General features: G+C 62.2%; 18 protein-coding genes. 6 read left to right on the top strand and 12 right to left on the bottom strand.

Annotated features, from left to right (window positions below; translation table 11 throughout):
- Window positions 1–128 precede the first annotated feature (128 nt).
- The 7 genes from RYZ20_RS02065 to dusB all read right to left on the bottom strand — a co-directional run bounded on the left by RYZ20_RS02065 (window position 129) and on the right by dusB (window position 10,201).
- On the bottom strand, window positions 129–1,658 hold the full coding sequence (locus tag RYZ20_RS02065) for a potassium transporter TrkG (protein WP_317670210.1): 1,530 nt from the start codon (window positions 1,656–1,658) through the stop codon (window positions 129–131).
- Window positions 1,659–1,664: 6 nt separating this feature from the next.
- On the bottom strand, window positions 1,665–3,041 hold the full coding sequence (gene trkA / locus RYZ20_RS02060) for a Trk system potassium transporter TrkA (protein WP_317670209.1): 1,377 nt from the start codon (window positions 3,039–3,041) through the stop codon (window positions 1,665–1,667).
- Between the two features lie 55 nt (window positions 3,042–3,096).
- Window positions 3,097–4,500: a nitrogen assimilation response regulator NtrX gene (gene ntrX / locus RYZ20_RS02055; RefSeq protein WP_317670208.1), complete on the bottom strand. Its 1,404-nt coding sequence runs from the start codon at window positions 4,498–4,500 to the stop codon at window positions 3,097–3,099.
- On the bottom strand, window positions 4,497–6,782 hold the full coding sequence (locus RYZ20_RS02050; protein ID WP_317671304.1) for a sensor histidine kinase NtrY-like: 2,286 nt from the start codon (window positions 6,780–6,782) through the stop codon (window positions 4,497–4,499). Before RYZ20_RS02050 ends, ntrX begins: the two co-directional genes overlap by 4 nt.
- A 63-nt stretch (window positions 6,783–6,845) precedes the next feature.
- A complete protein-coding gene (locus RYZ20_RS02045) occupies window positions 6,846–8,219 on the bottom strand; it encodes a response regulator (RefSeq protein WP_317670207.1) in 1,374 nt (457 codons plus the stop codon).
- A gap of 3 nt (window positions 8,220–8,222) precedes the next feature.
- Complete coding sequence (locus RYZ20_RS02040; protein ID WP_317670206.1) at window positions 8,223–9,284, bottom strand: two-component system sensor histidine kinase NtrB; 1,062 nt, start codon at window positions 9,282–9,284, stop codon at window positions 8,223–8,225.
- Complete coding sequence (dusB, locus tag RYZ20_RS02035) at window positions 9,281–10,201, bottom strand: tRNA dihydrouridine synthase DusB (protein ID WP_411572318.1); 921 nt, start codon at window positions 10,199–10,201, stop codon at window positions 9,281–9,283. The genes RYZ20_RS02040 and dusB overlap by 4 nt, the downstream gene beginning before the upstream one ends.
- 247 nt (window positions 10,202–10,448) lie before the next feature.
- Here dusB and RYZ20_RS02030 point away from each other — a divergent pair, with 247 nt between their 5' ends.
- From RYZ20_RS02030 to RYZ20_RS02015, 4 genes are all read left to right on the top strand, one after another.
- Complete coding sequence (locus RYZ20_RS02030) at window positions 10,449–11,576, top strand: bifunctional 2-C-methyl-D-erythritol 4-phosphate cytidylyltransferase/2-C-methyl-D-erythritol 2,4-cyclodiphosphate synthase (protein WP_317670204.1); 1,128 nt, start codon at window positions 10,449–10,451, stop codon at window positions 11,574–11,576.
- Between the two features lie 5 nt (window positions 11,577–11,581).
- On the top strand, window positions 11,582–12,079 hold the full coding sequence (locus RYZ20_RS02025) for a phosphatidylglycerophosphatase A family protein (protein WP_317670203.1): 498 nt from the start codon (window positions 11,582–11,584) through the stop codon (window positions 12,077–12,079).
- Window positions 12,076–12,549, top strand: a complete 474-nt coding sequence (locus tag RYZ20_RS02020; protein ID WP_317670202.1) for a CinA family protein — start codon at window positions 12,076–12,078, stop codon at window positions 12,547–12,549. Before RYZ20_RS02025 ends, RYZ20_RS02020 begins: the two co-directional genes overlap by 4 nt.
- A gap of 165 nt (window positions 12,550–12,714) precedes the next feature.
- A complete protein-coding gene (locus RYZ20_RS02015) occupies window positions 12,715–13,893 on the top strand; it encodes an ammonium transporter (protein WP_317670201.1) in 1,179 nt (392 codons plus the stop codon).
- A gap of 38 nt (window positions 13,894–13,931) precedes the next feature.
- Here RYZ20_RS02015 and RYZ20_RS02010 read toward each other — a convergent pair whose 3' ends face one another.
- Window positions 13,932–14,381 (bottom strand): type II toxin-antitoxin system RatA family toxin, encoded by a 450-nt coding sequence (locus tag RYZ20_RS02010; RefSeq protein ID WP_317670200.1) that lies wholly within the window; start codon window positions 14,379–14,381, stop codon window positions 13,932–13,934.
- A 68-nt stretch (window positions 14,382–14,449) separates the two neighbouring features.
- On the opposite strand from RYZ20_RS02010, the gene hpt reads away from it, so the two are divergent.
- Both hpt and RYZ20_RS02000 read left to right on the top strand, forming a co-directional pair.
- Complete coding sequence (gene hpt / locus RYZ20_RS02005) at window positions 14,450–14,995, top strand: hypoxanthine phosphoribosyltransferase (protein ID WP_317670199.1); 546 nt, start codon at window positions 14,450–14,452, stop codon at window positions 14,993–14,995.
- Window positions 14,996–15,181: a hypothetical protein gene (locus tag RYZ20_RS02000; RefSeq protein ID WP_317670198.1), complete on the top strand. Its 186-nt coding sequence runs from the start codon at window positions 14,996–14,998 to the stop codon at window positions 15,179–15,181.
- Here the strand turns inward: RYZ20_RS02000 and RYZ20_RS01995 are convergent, their stop codons facing one another.
- The 4 genes from RYZ20_RS01995 to ccmB all read right to left on the bottom strand — a co-directional run bounded on the left by RYZ20_RS01995 (window position 15,182) and on the right by ccmB (window position 17,341).
- Entirely contained in the window at window positions 15,182–15,715 is a 534-nt protein-coding gene (locus tag RYZ20_RS01995; RefSeq protein ID WP_317670197.1) for a DsbE family thiol:disulfide interchange protein, read from the bottom strand.
- Window positions 15,708–15,866 carry a heme exporter protein CcmD gene (ccmD, locus tag RYZ20_RS01990; protein ID WP_317670196.1) on the bottom strand — a complete coding sequence of 53 codons (159 nt, stop codon included), beginning with the start codon at window positions 15,864–15,866 and terminating at the stop codon, window positions 15,708–15,710. Before ccmD ends, RYZ20_RS01995 begins: the two co-directional genes overlap by 8 nt.
- The gene (locus RYZ20_RS01985) at window positions 15,863–16,594 is read right to left on the bottom strand and encodes a heme ABC transporter permease (RefSeq protein WP_317670195.1); all 732 of its coding nucleotides are present in this window, start codon (window positions 16,592–16,594) and stop codon (window positions 15,863–15,865) included. Before RYZ20_RS01985 ends, ccmD begins: the two co-directional genes overlap by 4 nt.
- A 90-nt stretch (window positions 16,595–16,684) precedes the next feature.
- Window positions 16,685–17,341: a heme exporter protein CcmB gene (ccmB, locus tag RYZ20_RS01980; protein WP_317670194.1), complete on the bottom strand. Its 657-nt coding sequence runs from the start codon at window positions 17,339–17,341 to the stop codon at window positions 16,685–16,687.

Genomic DNA, 17,341 nt, shown 5'->3' with positions numbered 1-17,341 from the left:
GCGCATTGGGGCAGATCGCCTGCCCATATTCACAGTATGAGTATTCTATGGGGAGATTCCAGACCCAAAATCAGCCTGTTAGAGAACTATTCGCCCGAAAATCCGCCTGAATTATGTGCAGATCGGGATCAGTTGCGCCAGAACTCGGGGTTGAAGAGCGCGATAAAGGCAAGCGTTTCAAGGCGTCCCAGCACCATCGCAAGCGCCAGAACGAACTTGGACCCCTGATCGAGCAAAGCCCAGTCGAGGGGCTTGTCGGCCGCGACCTCGACCAGCGGGCCGGTGTTGGTCAGGGCGGAGATTGTCATCACCGTCGCGGGTTCGAAGGACATACCAAGGATCGAGAGTGCCGTCATCACCAGCGCAATCGCGAAAGCAAACATCATAAAGACGATCCAGGCGATATAGGCGCCTTCGCGGCGCAAACGCCGCTCGACCGTGCCGCCTCCGGCAACCGAGGCCGGATAGATCAGGCGTTCCAGTTCGCGCTCGCCGTGGCGCATCATCGCATAGACCCGCAACAGGCGCACACCGCCCGCCGTGGTTGCAACGCCCCCGCCCACAATCGCGACGCCCGCCAGAATCATCCCCGAGGTGCCAAGCCCCGACCATTGCCGCGCCTCGCTCCATTCGGTCGATTCAAATCCCGTCGTCGTCAGGAAGGACAGCGTTGTGAACAGCCCGCCCCAAAGCGCCGAAAACACCGATCCCGCATTGGCCGCGCTTTTCACGTCAATCGCCGCGATCCAGTGACGCAGCACCAGAAGCGCCGTCACCGAAAGCACGATCCCCGCCGCCAGACGCAGTTCCGGGTCATCCCCGATCCGCGCCGAGGCCCGCAGCTCCCCCCCACCAGGCCAGAGCCTGCGCGACAAGGCCGGCACGAAAAACGCCAGCATCAGCGCCTCGCCCGCCACCCCCGAGGGCGCATGTGCACCTACAGGCAGTGACGTAATCCCCGAGGTCGAAAGCACCGACATCGCATGAACCAGCCCGACAAGCGCCGGATCGCCCGCGAGGATCAGCAAAATCCACAGCGCAGCCGTCAGCCCGAGATAGGCAGGCGCAAGCTGCATCACGAAATAGACCAGCCGCTCGGAGGTATCAGCGACGCGTTCGGTGCGCATTGGCGCGGCCCCCGTCGTGCCCCCCATAACGCCCGTGGCAAACACTTCAAACCCGCCAAGCCGCAAAGGCGCCAGCACCGCAATCGCCACCACCAGCATGAAGAACCCGCCAAGCCAGCCCACAGTCGCGCGCCACAGATGCAGGCTGGGGGCCAACCGCCCCGCGTCATAAAGCGTCCCGCCTGTCGTGGTGAACGACGAAACCATCTCCCACCAGCTATTGAACAGCCCCGTATCCGGCACCGCCTCGTTAAACGGCACTGCCAGCATCAAGGGCAGCAGCAAAAACGCCGCGATCAGTGACAGCAGATTGTCGCGCCCCGGATGCCCCTTCGGATTGCCGTATGTCGCCAGCCCGACCAGCAGCGTCATGAACGAGAACAGCAGACCCATATAGAAAAACGGCCGCCCCGTGGCGTAATCGCTTGAGACCAGCGCATGAGAGGCGGGCAGGAACATCGCCAGCGCGCCGATCCCCATCAGGACGACGGCCAATGGCAAACGCTGCACGCTCAGGAGGAACCGCTCCATGACAGATCAGAAGAAATCAATGGTGACTTGCAGCAGGCGCTCGACCTCGGGCACATCCGCCGCCAGCACAAACATGGCGATGGTGTCGCCTTCCTCGATGCGGGTCGTGCCGCGCGCGATGACCACCTCGTTGCCCTTTTTCAGCGCACCAACCAGCACGCCTTCGGGGAAATCGACCTCGCGCACCAGCTTGCCCGTGATCGGAGAGGTGCCCATGACTTGCGCCTCGATCACCTCGGCCTCGGCGTCGCCAATCGAATAGACGCCCTGCACCCGCCCGTGCCGGATATGGCGCAGGATCGAGGACACGGTCGTTGCGCGCGGGTTGATATAGGCGTCGATGTCCAAGGGTGCCATCAGCGTGGCCAGCGTCGGGTCGTTCACCAGCGTGATCGCCATCTTGCAGCCCGCCTGCTTGGCGCGCACCGAGACAAGGATATTCGTCTTGTCGTCATCCGTCACCGCCAGCACCGCATCCGCGCGCGAGATATTCGCCTCTTCCAGAAGCTCCGCGCTCAGCCCGTCACCATTCAGCACAATCGTGCGCTCCAGCGCATCGGCGGCCTTTTCAGCGATCGCACGGTTTTTCTCGACCACCTTGGCGCGGATTTTGTCATTGCGCGCCTCAAGCGCGCGCGCCACCCCAAGCCCGACATTGCCGCCGCCGATAATCACGATCCGCTCTTGTTTGCGCGTCGCCTTGCCGAAGATTTCCAGCGTGCGGTCAGTGTCCTTGGCATGAGAGAAGACGTAGATCTGGTCGCCTTCGAAAAGCTGATCGCCCGGCTCTGGCGCGAACAGACGCCCCTCGCGGCGCACGCCAACTACAATCGCGCGCAGCGTGGAAAACAAGTCCGTCAACTGCGTCAAGGGCGTATTCAGCACCGGGCAATCGCCATCCAGCGCGATCCCCAAAAGCTGCGCCTCACCGCCAAGAAAGTTCTCGGTGTCAAAGGTCGCGGGGGCCGCAAGGCGTTGCAACGCTGCCTCGGCGACCTCGCGCTCGGGGCTGATAATCACGTCGATCGGCAGATGCTCGCGCCGGTAAAGATCGGAATATTGCGGCGCGAGATAGGATTGCGCCCGAAGCCGCGCGATCTTGCGCGTGACGCCGAACACCGACTGCGCGACCTGACAGGTGACCATGTTCACTTCGTCCGAATAGGTCGCCGCGATAATCAGGTCGCAATCCGCCGCCCCCGCCTGATCCAGCACATCGGGGTGCGAGGCAAAGCCCACAACGCCGCGCACATCCAGCGTGTCAGAGGCGCGCCGCACCAGCTCGGGGTTGGAATCAACGATTGTCACATCGTTGCTCTCGCCGGCAAGCTGGCGTGCGATCTGCCAGCCAACCTGGCCAGCGCCGCAGATAATGACCTTCATGGGCAAGTCCTCCGAGGCTCGGTCGCCTCCTGTCTATTGCCAGAGGGTCAGCCGGTCAATCAAGCTCGTCTTCGACATGGGCCACGCGCGCGCCCGCCTTGGTGCTGGTCACAACGCCAAGGGATTTCAGCTTGCGGTGCAGAGCCGAACGCTCCATGCCGACGAAATTGGCGGTGCGCGAGATATTTCCGCTGAACCGGTTGATCTGGGTCAGCAGGTATTCGCGTTCGAACAACTCGCGCGCCTCACGCAAGGGAAGCGTCGCCAACTGCCCGCTGAGCGTCAGCCGACCGTCATCGCCAGACGCTTCACTTTCTTGCGGCAAGTCCTTGGATTCAATCGGACCTGTGCCTTCACCCAGGATTAGAATACGCTCGATCACATTGCGCAACTGGCGGATATTGCCCGGCCAGTCCATCGTCTGGATCACCGCCGCCGCCTCCTCCGAAATTTCGCGCAGCGGCAGGCCTTGCGAGCGGTTGAACCCTTCGATGAAATACTGCGCCAGAAGCGGCACATCCTCGCGCCGTTCGGCTAAGGAGGGCACAGCAATTGGCACCACGTTCAGCCGGTCATAAAGCTCTTGCCGGAAGCTGCCCTGTTCGATCAGCCCGCGCAAATCCCGCGTGGTCGAGGAAATCACCCGCAGATCGACCCGCACCTTATCGGCGCCGCCCACGCGGGTGAACTGTTGCTCGGTCAGAACGCGCAGGATTTTCGACTGTGTTCCCAAGGGCATATCGGCCACTTCGTCGAAATAAACAACTCCGCCATGCGCCTGCTCCAGAAGCCCTTTTTCAACCCCGCGCTCGGGCGTCTCGCGGCCAAACAGCACCTCTTCCACGCGCTCGGGTTCAATGGACGCCGAACTCACCGAGACGAAAGGCGCATTCGCGCGCCCCGAATTGGCATGGATAAACCGCGCCGCCAGTTCCTTGCCAGACCCCGGCTCGCCCGTCAGCATCACACGGCCGTTTGATTTTGTAACCTTATCAAGCTGTTCACGCAGCTTCTTAAAGCCGGCTGACTGGCCAATCATCTCGCCCAGATCGCCGCCCTGACGGCGCAGGCTAGAGTTCTCACGCCGCAGACGGGCCGTCTCCATCGCGCGGGCAACAACGACAAGTAACTGGTCGATATTAAATGGTTTTTCGATGAAATCATAAGCGCCTTGCTTGATCGCAGCAACCGCAATCTCGATGTTCCCGTGCCCCGAGATGATAATTACCGGCACGTCGGGATTGTCGCGTTTGACGTGCTTGAGAATGTCGATCCCATCCATCCGGCTGTCTTTCAGCCAGATGTCCAGAACCATCAGCGACGGTTCTTTCGCGTTCAGCTCGTCCATGCACTCGTCCGAGCTGCCCGCCGTGCGGGTTTCATAGCCCTCGTCGCCCAGAATATCCGCGATCAGCTCACGGATGTCTTTTTCATCATCAACAATCAGAATATCACTCATGTCGTCCCCGTTGCGGGCAGCCCCGCTCTTTCGGTGATTGCACGCGGCCCCGTGCGGGCTCGTGGCAACCGGATTTCAGCAAGCGCCCCACGATGGGCACCCTCTTCAAAGGCGGGCGCATCGGTCAAAACCAGCGTACCGCCATGTTCTTCAATGATTTTTTTGACAATCGACAGGCCAAGCCCGGTGCCCTTTGCCCGCGTCGTTACATAGGGCTCGAACAGGCGCGAGCGATCCTGAGGCAACCCGACCCCATTATCCGCGATCCGGATCGTAATCTGCTCAGGAGCGGCCTCCATCTCAACCTGAACGCGCGGTTTATATTCGTCATGAACGCCTTTTTCGCAAAGACTTTCAATGGCTTCTCCGGCGTTCTTGATAAGGTTCGTAACCGCCTGTGAAATCATTGTGGCATCAAGCTCGACGATCACCTCGCCCGTGGGAAGTTTGGCCTCCAGCGCGGCCCCATGAAGCGCCCCCTCTTGCAAGAGCACCGCATCGCGCATGAGTTGCGCCAGATCGCAGTCGCGCCGGTCGGGTTCGGGCATCCGCGCAAAGCGAGAAAACTCGTCAACAATGCGTCGTAAATCATTGGTTTGACGCACAATAACGCCCGTATACTGATCCAGAGCCTCTTGATCGACGCCCTCAACTTTGCTGAACTTGCGCTTCAGCCGCTCGGCCGAAAGCTGGATCGGCGTCAGCGGGTTCTTGATCTCATGCGCGATGCGCCGCGCGACATCCCCCCAAGCCGCCAGACGCTGCGCAGAAACCAGTTCGGTTACATCGTCAAAGGCAATCACATAGCCCTCTGCACTGCCTTCGGTATTCTGCCGCTCGGCCATCCGCACAAGCAGACTTTCAAGCCGCCCGCCGCGGGAAACGCGGATCTCCTCTTGCGCGACCTCATTAATTCCGTCCCTCAAGCGATTGAAAAGAGACCCGAATTCAGGAACACTATCGGTTAGGGGAAGGCCATGGTCGCGCGCGCTTTCCAGGTCAAGGATTTTGATCGCCGAGCGGTTCAGGAACTCGATCCGCCCCTCGGCATCCAGCCCGATCACCCCCGACGTCACCGAGCCAAGCACCGAGTCGAACATCCGGCGGCGTTCCTCGGTCGTGGCATGTGAGGCGACAAGCTCGTCGCGCTGCTGTTTCAACTGGCGCGTCATCCGGTTGAAGCTTTGACCAAGGGTGGCGATTTCATCTTCGCCTTGCTCCTCGATCACCCGCGCGTCAAGATCGCCCGCCCCGACCCGTTCAGCCGCCTGCGCCAGCCGCCCGATCGGGCGCGAAAGGCGTTCGGCAAACCACAGCCCCAGCCACACCGCCGCCAGAACAAGCAAAAGCGCAAAGCCGAAATAGACCAGCCCGAATTCGAACAGAACCCGCCCGCGCGTCGCCTCAAGCTGTTGATAAAGCCCGACAGTTTCGCGCGTATCATCCAGAAGCGACAGCACCTCGCCATCGACCGCGCGCGAGATATAGAGATAGCGGTCGACATAGGCATCAAGTTCGAGCAGCGACCGGAACTCGGAGTTTGGCCAGTCTTCGATCAGCAAGGTGCCGCCGTCCGCCTGCTTGATCTGATCGGCGGTGGGCTGTTCGTAGTCAAACAGGTAGCTACGATCCCCGCGCGCGATTATTTCTCCGGCACCATCAATGACATAGGCCTCTTTCAGGCCACGCTGAACCCCTGCCTGCCCGATCGTCAGCAATTCGCGCAGGTCGCCATCCGAGATGAAATTCGCAGCCTGCCGCCGCAGGTTCAGAAACGAGGCAAGCGCATCCGTGTCGGCCTTGAGATCGCGCCGGTGCTCTTCCTGATAAGCCTCGGCTGCGGTGAGCGATGCGCCCACGACCTCGCGCACACGGTCCGAAAACCAGCCTTCAAGGCCGATATTCACCGTCAAGCCGGCAAAAAGCGCGACCAGAACCGTCGGCACAAGCGCGATCCCCGCGAACACCCCGGTGAGCCGCAGCGTCAATTGAGAGCCGGCTGATCTCGCGCGCCGCGCTGCGATCATCTGCAACAGACGGATCGCGATCAGCCCCGCGAGCAGCAGAAAATAGATGAAATCCGCCAGCAGAGTCAGCCGCAATCCGGTCGAATCCGCGCCCTGCCCCAAAGGCCCGAGCACCGTAAAGGTCAGCACCGCCAGCACAGGCCCAAGCGCAACAAGGCTCAGCGTAAACAGGTTCTTCACGCGCCGCTGCCGACGCAGGCGAACCAGTCGCTCCCAAGTTGCCGTTTGCGGCCGTCGCAGCAAGAATGCCCCCATCGAATACGGGCTGCCTTGCGCGAATCCGGTAATGTAAATCCGCAACAGCCCCCTGTTGCCTGTTTACATCAGTTTGCGACGGCGAGTCACCTGAATATCGAGATCCGTGATCTTTTTTCGCAAGGTATTGCGGTTGATGCCAAGCAAATCGGCACATCTGGCCTGATTGCCGCCGGTCGCATCCAGCGCGATCTCGATCAGCGGAGCCTCCATTTCCTTCAGTATGCGATCATAAAGACCCGGTGCAGGCAGCGCGCCGCCATGCAGATCGAAGTAGCGGCGCAGGTGGCGCGCAATAGCGGCGGACAGCTTTTCGCCCTCGCCCCCTTGTCGCAACGGCTCCATCGCGGGCTGGCTGCCAAGCACGAATTCGACCTCGGCGCGGGTAATCTCTGGCTCGCCCGAGGTGACAACCAACCGGCGCACGGTATTTTCAAGCTGACGCACATTGCCGGGCCACGGATAGGCGCGCACCAGTTGCTTGGCGTCATTCGAGAGGCGGCGCAGCCCCAGCCCCTCGCGCTCGGCCCGCGCAAGGAAATGCTCGGCCAGAAGCGGAATATCCTCGACCCGCTCGCGTAGCGCAGGCACATGCAGCGTGACACCGCAGAGACGATAATACAGGTCCTGGCGGAATTTCCCGGCCTCCATCGGGCCGGTCAGGTCGATCTGCGTGGTCGCAAGGATACGCGGCGCGCTTTCGGGCAGCGAGTCGAGCATCCGCACCACCCGCGCCTGCGTATCGTCGTCGTAATCGCCCACCTCGTCGAAGACGAGCGAGCCACCCTTGGCCCGCGACAGCAACATTGATGGCCCCTCGGCACCTTGTAGATCGTTAGCCTGCGCCACCACAAAGGGTAGCGTCCGGCGATCAGAAAAATCGTGGATCGCGCGGGCCACAAGCGATTTTCCTGTGCCGCTTTCGCCCGCGATCAGAACCGGAAGATCGGCGTTCATCACCCGCGCGACAAGGCGATACAGCTCTTGCATTGCAGTTGTGCGTCCGACCAGAGGCAGATCGTCACCAATCCCGCCGGTTGGTCCCTCCTCGCGCGGCGCGCTGCGGGAGCGGCGCTTTATATCCAGCGCGCGAGAGGCACGTTTCATCAGGTCGGGCAGGTCAAAGGGCTTGGGCAGATAGTCATAGGCCTCGGCCTCGGCCGCCTGAATCGCCGTCATGATGGTATTTTGCGCCGAGATCACGATCACCGGAAGACCGGGGCGCAACTCGGTGATCTTCGGCAGCGCCTCGATCCCGTTTCCGTCCGGCATCACCACATCCGAGATCACCAGATCGCCCTTGCCCTCTTCGACCCATCGCATCAGCGTCACCAGCGAGGCCGTCGCATGGACCTTGCACCCCGCCCGCGTCAGCGCCTGCGTCAGAACCGTGCGGATCGTGCGGTCGTCATCAGCAACAAGAACGGTGCCGTCCATAGATCAAACCTCCTTGGGAGCGATGGGAAGGGAAACGCGGAACACCGTGCGGCCGGGGGCGGAATCAACGCTGATCCAGCCGTCATGGTCCGAGATGATTTTCGAGACCAGCGCGAGGCCAAGCCCCGTGCCATTCTCGCGCCCCGAGACAAAGGGCTCGAACACCGATCCCGCAATGTCGGGCGGCAGGCCCGGACCATCGTCGATGATCTCGACTTGCAACGGCAGCGCCTGCCCCGATCCATCCTCGCGCCGCAAACGCAGTGCGTAATCATAAAAGGTATGGAGCCTGATCCGCCCTTGCCCCCTGGCCGCCTCGGAGGCGTTTTTCAGCAGGTTCAGAAACACCTGCGTCAACTGGTCTGGATCGCCCCATGTGTTCGGCAGCGAGGGGTCGTAATCTTCCTCGATCAGCATATGCGCGCCAAAACCAACCTCTGCCGATTTGCGCGCGCGATCCAGAATATCGTGCAGGTTCACAGGTTTACGCTCGGGCAGGCGAAGGTTTCCGAACTGCTCGACCTGCTCTAACAGCTTCACCACGCGCCGCGTCTCATCCACGATCAGATCGGTCAGTTCCAGATCGTCACCCGTCAGGTTCATCGACAAAAGCTGCGCCGCCCCCGCGATCCCCGCCAGAGGGTTCTTAATTTCATGCGCCAGCATCTCGGCCATGCCAATTGCAGACCGCGCCGCCGTTTTCACCATCGAGGCACGGCCCAGACGGTCGGCAATCTCGCGCGGCGAAATCAAGAGCATCACACGGTCAGGGTCATCCCCAACAGGCGCGGCCTGAAGGTTGCACTGCACCGGCGCGCGTTCGCCCGTCGTCACATCGACATCGTTCACAAACAGGTCCGAGCGGTTATGCCGGACGCGGTGGAAAATCTCTTCCAAGGGCGCCGCAATCGACAGCCGCTCCAGCACATTCTTGCCGTTCAAAGACCGTGCGGACAGGTTGAGGAACAACTCCGCGGCGGGGTTTACCTTCTCAACGCAATCGGCCCCGTCGATAATCAGCGCGGGCACCGGAAGTGAGGTCCAGATCGTATCCGAGGCGCTCATGCGGCGGTCCTTTCCGAAAAGGCGTCGCGGATCAGGGAAAGCGTTTTTGCAGGCGTGTCCGAGACCATCAACTCTGCACGCAGGGGCGCATCGACGCGCTCGGCATACCAGCCCAGATGCTTGCGCGCGAGGCGCAGGCCAAGCTCAGCCCCGTAGAACCCGAGGATCGACTCGTAATGCTCTGAAATAAAATCACAAAGTGCGTTTGTTTGCGGGATTTTCGGTGCCTCTGCCCCATGCAGCGCACTGGCGATTTCCGCCAGAACCCACGGCGCCCCTTGCGCGCCGCGCCCCACCATCACTCCATCCGCCCCCGAAAGCTCGCGCGCCAAACGCGCGCTGGCCACATCGGTAATGTCGCCATTTGCCACCACCGGCACACGCACGGCATCCTTAACCGCGCGGATCGCGGCCCAATCGGCCTGCCCCTTGTAAAACTGCATCCGCGTGCGCCCGTGAATGACGATCATCTGCACGCCAGCCGCCTCGGCCCGCGCCGCGATTTGTGCCGCGTTGAGGCTGGCCCCATCCCAGCCAAGCCGCATCTTCAGCGTCACCGGCAGGTCAACCGCGCCGACCACCGCCTCGATCAGTCGCAGCGCATGGTCGGGGGTGCGCATCAGCGCCGCCCCCGAGGCGCCCCCTGTCACCTTTTTCGCGGGACACCCCATGTTGATGTCGATGATCCGCGCCCCCATATCCGCCACGATCTTCGCGGCCTCGGCCATCGGCTGCGCCTCGCGCCCCGCAAGCTGCACCGAGCACGGCAGATCAAGCCCCAGCTCGGTCCGCGCCTTGGCCCGCACCGATGGCTTCGCCGTCAGCATCTCGCCGCTTGCGACCATCTCCGAGACGACCAGCCCCGCGCCGAACCGCGCCACCATCCGCCGGAACGGCAAATCGGTGATCCCCGCCATCGGCGCAAGCAGCACCGGCGGGTCGATAGTCAACTGTCCAAGCGTGATCGCCACGGTGATTTCCTTCGTTGGTGCCTCCGAATTAGTCGCTTGCGCGCAGAATCACAAACAGAACCCGCCCAAAACGCGGCACAAAACAGCAAATGCCTAATTATTAATCGCAACACCGCCGATCGCATGACCACGCGCCGCGATTGCACCCAAAGGCCGGATCGCCTAAATCCATATACCAGAAGCAGGAGTGGACATGAGCACAGCCGCCATTATCGTCGCAGCCGGTCGCGGCACCCGTGCAGGCGGGGATACGCCGAAGCAATGGCAAGACCTGAACGGCAAGCCGGTTCTGGCACATACGGTCGCGGCTTTCGCGGGGCTGGATCGCGTCGTCGTGGTGCTGCATCCTGAAGACATGGAGCGCGGATTGCAGACCTTCGGCGGAGCCGTCACGCTGGTCGCAGGCGGGGCATCTCGCGCGGGGTCCGTGCGCAACGCGCTGGAGGTTCTGGCGGGCGCGGGCATCGACAAGGTGCTGATCCACGATGGCGCGCGCCCCCTGGTCAGCGCGGATCTGATCGCGCGCGTTGTCGAGGCTCTGGATCATTCGCAGGCCGCCGCCCCCGCCCTGCCCGTCACCGATGCGCTGTGGCGCGGAGAGAATGGGCTGGTCGCGGGCACGCAATCGCGCGAGGGGCTTTATCGGGCACAGACGCCGCAGGGCTTCCGCTTTGACGCGATCCTCGCCGCGCATCGCGCCCATCCCGCAGATGCCGCCGACGATGTTGAAATCGCCCGCGCGGCGGGGCTGGACGTGCATATCGTGACCGGCTCCGAGACCAACCTGAAGATCACCTTCGCAGAGGATTTCGCGCGCGCGCGCGCCAAGATGGGGCAAAACATGGATATTCGACTGGGCAACGGCTATGATGTGCACGCATTCGAAGAGGGCGATCACGTCATCCTCTGCGGCGTGCGCATCCCGCATATCAAAAAGCTCAAGGGCCATTCCGACGCCGATGTCGGGATGCACGCGCTGACGGATGCGATTTACGGCGCGCTGGCCGAGGGCGACATCGGGCGGCACTTCCCGCCAAGCGATCCGCAGTGGAAGGGCGCGGCCTCGGAGATATTCCTCAAACACGCGATTGATCTTGCGCGCGCAAAGGGCTTTCGCCTTGCCAATGCCGATGTGACCCTGATCTGCGAGCGCCCGAAAATCGGCCCGCACGCGGGGGCGATGATGGCAGAGCTTGCCCGCATCATGGGGGTCGAGGAAACCCGCATCTCGGTCAAGGCGACCACCTCCGAGCAGCTAGGCTTTACCGGCCGCGAAGAGGGCATCGCCTCGATCGCGACCGCCACGCTTATCAAGGACTAAGCCCCATGAACCGCGAGAGCCTGACGCTGATCAACACCTTCTTCTACACCGGTCTGATGAAGCCCGCTCCGGGCACATGGGGGTCGCTCGCGGCGCTTGTCGTCGGCTGGGGGATCGAGCGGTATCTGGGCTTCTGGCCGCTGGTGGTGGCGACGGTTCTGGTAACGGCGCTTGGCTTTGTCACCATCGCCGCCGAGCTGGCGCTGCGTCCCGGCGACGAAGACCCCTCGGAAATCGTGATCGACGAGGTCGCGGGCATGTGGCTGGCGCTGCTGTTCCCCGCTGCGGGCTTCTGGATGCGCGATATGTCGATGGTCTGGCCCGGCCCGATTGCGGCTTTCGCGCTGTTCCGGCTGTTTGACATCACCAAGCCGTGGCTTGTTGGCCGCGCGGACCGGCGCGGCGATCCGGCGGGAGTGATGCTGGACGATCTTTGGGCGGGGCTGTTTGCCGGACTTTGCACGCTGGTTCTGGCAGGTCTTTATCATGCGGTGCTGATGTGAGCCATGCCGCACAGGTTTTAGACGCCGCGAAAGCGAAAGGCGTGATGGTCGCCACAGCCGAAAGCTGCACCGGCGGCATGGTTGCGGCGGCACTCACCGATGTCGCGGGGTCGTCGGCGGTCGTCGAGCGCGGCTTTGTCACCTATACTAACGCCGCCAAGACCGAGATGCTGGGCGTGCGCGCGCAAACCCTTGCCGATTGGGGCGCAGTGTCCGAGCAGGTCGCGCGTGAAATGGCCGATGGCGCGCTGGCACATTCTCGTGCCGATCTGGCCGTCGCGATCACGGGCATCGCGGGGCCAGGCGGCTCTGAACACAAACCCGAGGGGCGCGTCTGTTTTGGCCTGGCCGAAAAAGGCCATCCCACCCGCACGGAAACGGTGGAATTCGGCGCGTTGGGCCGCGCCAAGGTGCGCGCCTCCGCCCGCGATCACGCGCTTGAGCTGTTGCTTGGGGCGCTTGGCGCCTAGTTCTCACCCTGCGCATTTCTTCGCCACACGCTCAATAATTCGCTCAAACTTTGTGCAGTTCGCCAAGTGGGCGCTTTTTATGCACCCTTGCGCACAAGTGATGCTTTGCTGCGCACCCGTCGGGTGGTTTGCCCCTGTCAAACCTATCTGAGGAGGTAACTTGGGATGAATGGCGCCGATACCGCCTGGATCATCGTGGCAACCGCGCTGGTCCTGATGATGACGCTTCCGGGGCTTGCCCTGTTTTATGGCGGGCTTGTGCGTGCGCGCAACGTGCTGTCGATCTTTATGCAGTGTTTCTCGATCGCCGCGCTGATGAGCGTGATCTGGCTGTTGGGCGGCTACTCCATCGCGTTCGGCACGGCGAACGGCTTTTGGGGCGGGCTGGACAAGCTCGGGCTGATGGGGGTTACACCCGATAGCCTGTGGGGAACCATCCCCGAGATCCTGTTTTTCGCCTTCCAGATGACCTTCGCGATCATCACGCCTGCGCTCTTCCTTGGTGCCTTTGTCGAGCGGGTGAACTATGCCTTCGTGATGGCGTTCTCGGCACTTTGGCTGATCCTCGTCTACGCGCCGGTGACGCATTGGATCTGGGGCGGTGGTATGATGGCGGATGGCGGCATTTTCGGCGCCATCGGCACCAAGGATTTCGCTGGCGGCATCGTTGTGCACGAAACCGCAGCCCTTGCGGCGCTTCTTCTGGCAATCATGATCGGCCCGCGCCGTCACCGCACCACGCCGCCCCATAACCCCGGAATGGTGGCAATGGGCGCGGGGCTACTGTGGGTCGGCTGGTTCGGCTTCAACGGCGGCTCGCAGCTTGCCGCCGATGGCGGCGCCGCGATGGCGATCACCGTCACGCATATCTCTGCCGCCGCCGCTTCGCTTAGCTGGGCCTTCTGGGAGCGCGTGAAATTCGGGCGTTCCTCGCTTGTGGGTCTGGTCACCGGCACCATCGCAGGGCTTGCCTCGATCACCCCCGCGTCGGGCTATGTCGGGCCGCTGGAGGCGCTTTTGATCGGCACCGTCGCGGGTATCCTCTGCCAGGAAGCCGTGATCCTGATCCGCGAGAAAATCCGCATCGACGATACGCTGGACGTATTCGCCGTGCATGGCGTGGGCGGCATCTTCGGCACGATCATGGTGGCGGTTCTGGGCTATGGCACCTTTACCGCGCAGCTTGGGGCGCTGGCGATTGTCGGTGCTTATACGCTGGCGCTGACCTTCGCGCTGGCCAAGCTGGTGGCGCTGATCTTCCCGATGCGCGTTGACAAAGAGGCCGAGACCAACGGGCTTGACCTGTCGACCCACGGCGAACGCGCCTACGACGTGAATTCGTAAAAAACGAAAGCCGCCCCACGGGGCGGCTTTTGCATGTCTCAGCCGTAAAGCACCTTGGCGCGCTCTTCAAAGGCGCGCACGATCCGCCGCATCGCCTCATCGAACACGACGCCGATGACCTTTTGCAAAATCGCGTTGCGGAATTCGAAATCCACATGGAATTCGGCCTCGCACCCGCCGCCCGGCGCATCCACGAACCGCCACCACGATTTGAGATATTTGAACGGCCCGTCCAGATATTCGATGTCCAGACGGTTCTCCGCGGGCCACAGAGTCGCGCGCGAGCCGAATTTCTCGCGGAACACCTTGAAGGAAATCACCAGATCGGCCTCAAGCACGGTCGCACCATCGGGCCGCTCGGTCCGGCGGCGGATGCGCGCGGCAGAGTTCCACGGCAGGAACTCGGGGTAGCGCTGAACATCGGCCACCAGCTCATACATCTGGCGCGCGCTATAGGGCATGTGGCGGTTTTCCGAATGGGTCGGCATGGGTCTCTCATTTGCTTGCGGCCCTTGATGCGATAAAGCTGGGGAGAAACGCAATACCGGAGGCCAAAATGCCCACCCGTCCGCATGTGATTGACCAGTTGATTTCCGCCAAACAGATCGCGGCCCGGGTCGAAGAACTGGCCGCCACGATCAGCGCCCATTACGCCGATACCGATAAGCTGGTGGTGGTGGGGCTGTTGCGCGGTTCGTTCGTGTTTATCGCCGACCTCGTGCGCGAGATCCCCCTGCCCGTCGAGGTGGATTTCCTTGAGGCGTCCTCTTACGGCGATTCGACCGAAAGCTCGCGCGAGGTGCGTATCCTCAAAGACCTGCGCGCCGGGATCGAGGGGCGCGATGTGCTGGTGGTCGAGGATATTGTCGACACGGGCTTTACCCTGAAACATGTGATGGGGCTGTTGCAGGCGCGCAATCCGCGCAGGCTGGCCAGTTGCGCGCTTTTGGACAAACCCTCGCGGCGCGAAGCGGATGTCTCGGCCACCTGGATCGGCTTTACCATCCCTGATGAATTTGTCGTCGGCTATGGCATCGACTTTGCCCAACGCAACCGCAACCTGCCCTATATCGGCAAGGTGCGCTTTACCGAAGAGGGTTAAGTGCAGCCGATCTGGTTTATCCGCATGGCGAAATGGGTGCGCAGGCCGCCGTCTGCGTCCCGCGTGAAACTTGTGTTTGCGGTGATTGCGATTGCTTTGGTGATTGTCGGGATCGACAAGCTGGGCCTTTGGCCCGAGTGGGCGCAGATGGAGCGCAGGCCGTTCAAGCTGCCCACGCCCCGCTGATTATTCCGAGGTCTTGCCCTCAAGCAGCGGGCGGAGCTTTTGCTCGATCACGCGCTGTGTAACGGGACCGGCAAAGCGGAACAGCACCTTGCCATCGCCCGAAACCACAAAGGTCTCCGGCACGCCGTAAACGCCCCAATCCAGCGCCATCCGGCCCTTGGAATCGGCGCCCAGTTTTGCGTAAGGGTTGCCAAGCTCGCCAAGGAAGCCAAGCGCCTGCTCGGGCTTGTCTTTGTAATTGACGCCCAGAACCTGCACGCCCTCTTGGGCAAGTGCCTCAAGGTTTGGATGCTCGACCCGGCAGGGCGCACACCACGACGCCCAGAAGTTCACCAGCTTGATCTCGCCCGAACGCAGATCGGCGTCCGTAAAGGGCGTGAAATCGGCCAGTTGCTCAAGCTGCACCGCAGGCGCCTCTTTGCCCGCAAAGGCCGAGGGCAGTTGCTTGGGATTATCGCGCGCCATCCCCCAGACGAACATCCCCGCAAGCCCCGCAAAAATCAGGGGCGGCAGCATCATCAAAGGCTTAGCCATTCTTCTTCATCCGTTCTTCTTGCGCAGCCAGCGCGGCTTTCACCTTGGCCCCGCGCCAGAGCGACCAGCCAAGCAGAACGATCATCGGGCCAAGCGTGCCTGCGTAGGACAGCAAAACCGTGGCGGTGTATTTTCCAAGTTCTGGCATCATGCCATGCGCTCCCGTTGTTCAAGGGCTTTCAGGCGGCGGGCGCGGATTTCGGTGCGGGTGCGCAGCAAAAGCAGCGTCACGAAAAACAGCACGAACCCCACGATCGAGATCACCAGCGGCACATAATAGGACGGGTCCAGCGGGTCATCCTGCCCGACCTTCATGATCGTCGAATCCTGATGCAGCCCCTGGTTCCAGAACTTCACCGCGTAGCGCGACAAAAGCGCAAAGACAGACCCCACAAGGCACAGAACACCCGTCAGATCGGCCGCCGTGTCGGGGTTATCAATCGCGCCCCAAAGTGCCATGTAGCCCAGATAGAACAGGAACAGGATCAGGAACGAGGTCAGGCGCGGATCCCACTCCCACCAGGTTCCCCACATCGGCTGGCCCCAGACCGCGCCGGTGACCAGCGCGATGATCGTCATCACCGCCCCGATCGGCGCCGCGGCCTTGGCGGCGAGCGCGGACACATGGTGGCGCCGGATCAGCCAGATCAACGAGGTGACAAGCATCATCACCCAGATGTTGATCGCCATCGTCGCCGAAGGCACATGGACGAACAGCACCTTGACGGTAGAGCCGAAGTTCGCCGCCTCGGGCGTAAAGAAGAAACCCCAGACAAGCCCCGTGACGATGCACAGCGCGCTGAGGATGCTCACCCAGGGCAGAACCATGGACGAGGTCTTCATGAATTTCACGGGGTTTGCGTATTCCCAGATCGACATGGGTCTCTTGCTACTTTCCTGTTCGGTCGTGCTCAAATCACTATCACGTTTGGCACGAATTCCCCTATCGCGTTTTGACCCTGGTCAAGATCATCGTAAGTTGACGCGGATTGCGGCGGCCGAGGCAAAGGGCACAACGGCAATCGTCGCCATCGTGATCCCCGCCAGCATCAAAAGCGGCACCTGCGTTTCCATCCCGTCCGCGCCGCGCCGCACCAGTTCGGCGCCGAAAATCAGCGTCGGCACATAAAGCGGCAGCACCAGCAGCGAGAGCAGAAGCCCGCCGCGCTTCAGCCCCACCGTGATCGCCGCGCCAAAAGTTCCAAGCACCGACAGCGCGGGCGTCCCGAGTAGCAGCGCAATCACCATCCAGTAATAGGCCGCGCCCTCAAGATGCATCAACAGGCCGAATACCGGCGTCGCCACCACGAGCGGCAGCCCCGTGGTGATCCAATGCGCGATCGCCTTGATCGTGACCACGCCTTCCAGCGGCACCGGCGCAGTGGCCAAAAGGTCGAGCGAGCCATCCTCGAAATCGAGCGCGAAAATCCGGTCGAGCGAGAGCAGGCAGGCCAGCAGCGCGCCGAGCCACAGAATACCTGGCGCAATGCGGGCCAGAATTTTCCCCTCGGGGCCAACGCCGAACGGCACCAGCGTCACCACGATCAGAAAGAACGCAAGACCAAGGCCAAAACCGCCGCCGGCGCGGATCGCCAGTTTCAGGTCACGGGACAGAAGCGCCAACAT

This window comes from Pseudothioclava alba, from assembly GCF_033100795.1.
In the GTDB taxonomy this organism is placed as follows: domain Bacteria; phylum Pseudomonadota; class Alphaproteobacteria; order Rhodobacterales; family Rhodobacteraceae; genus Pseudothioclava.
Note: the sequence above shows the minus strand (reverse complement) of the source record. Positions and strands in the feature narration are given on the sequence as shown.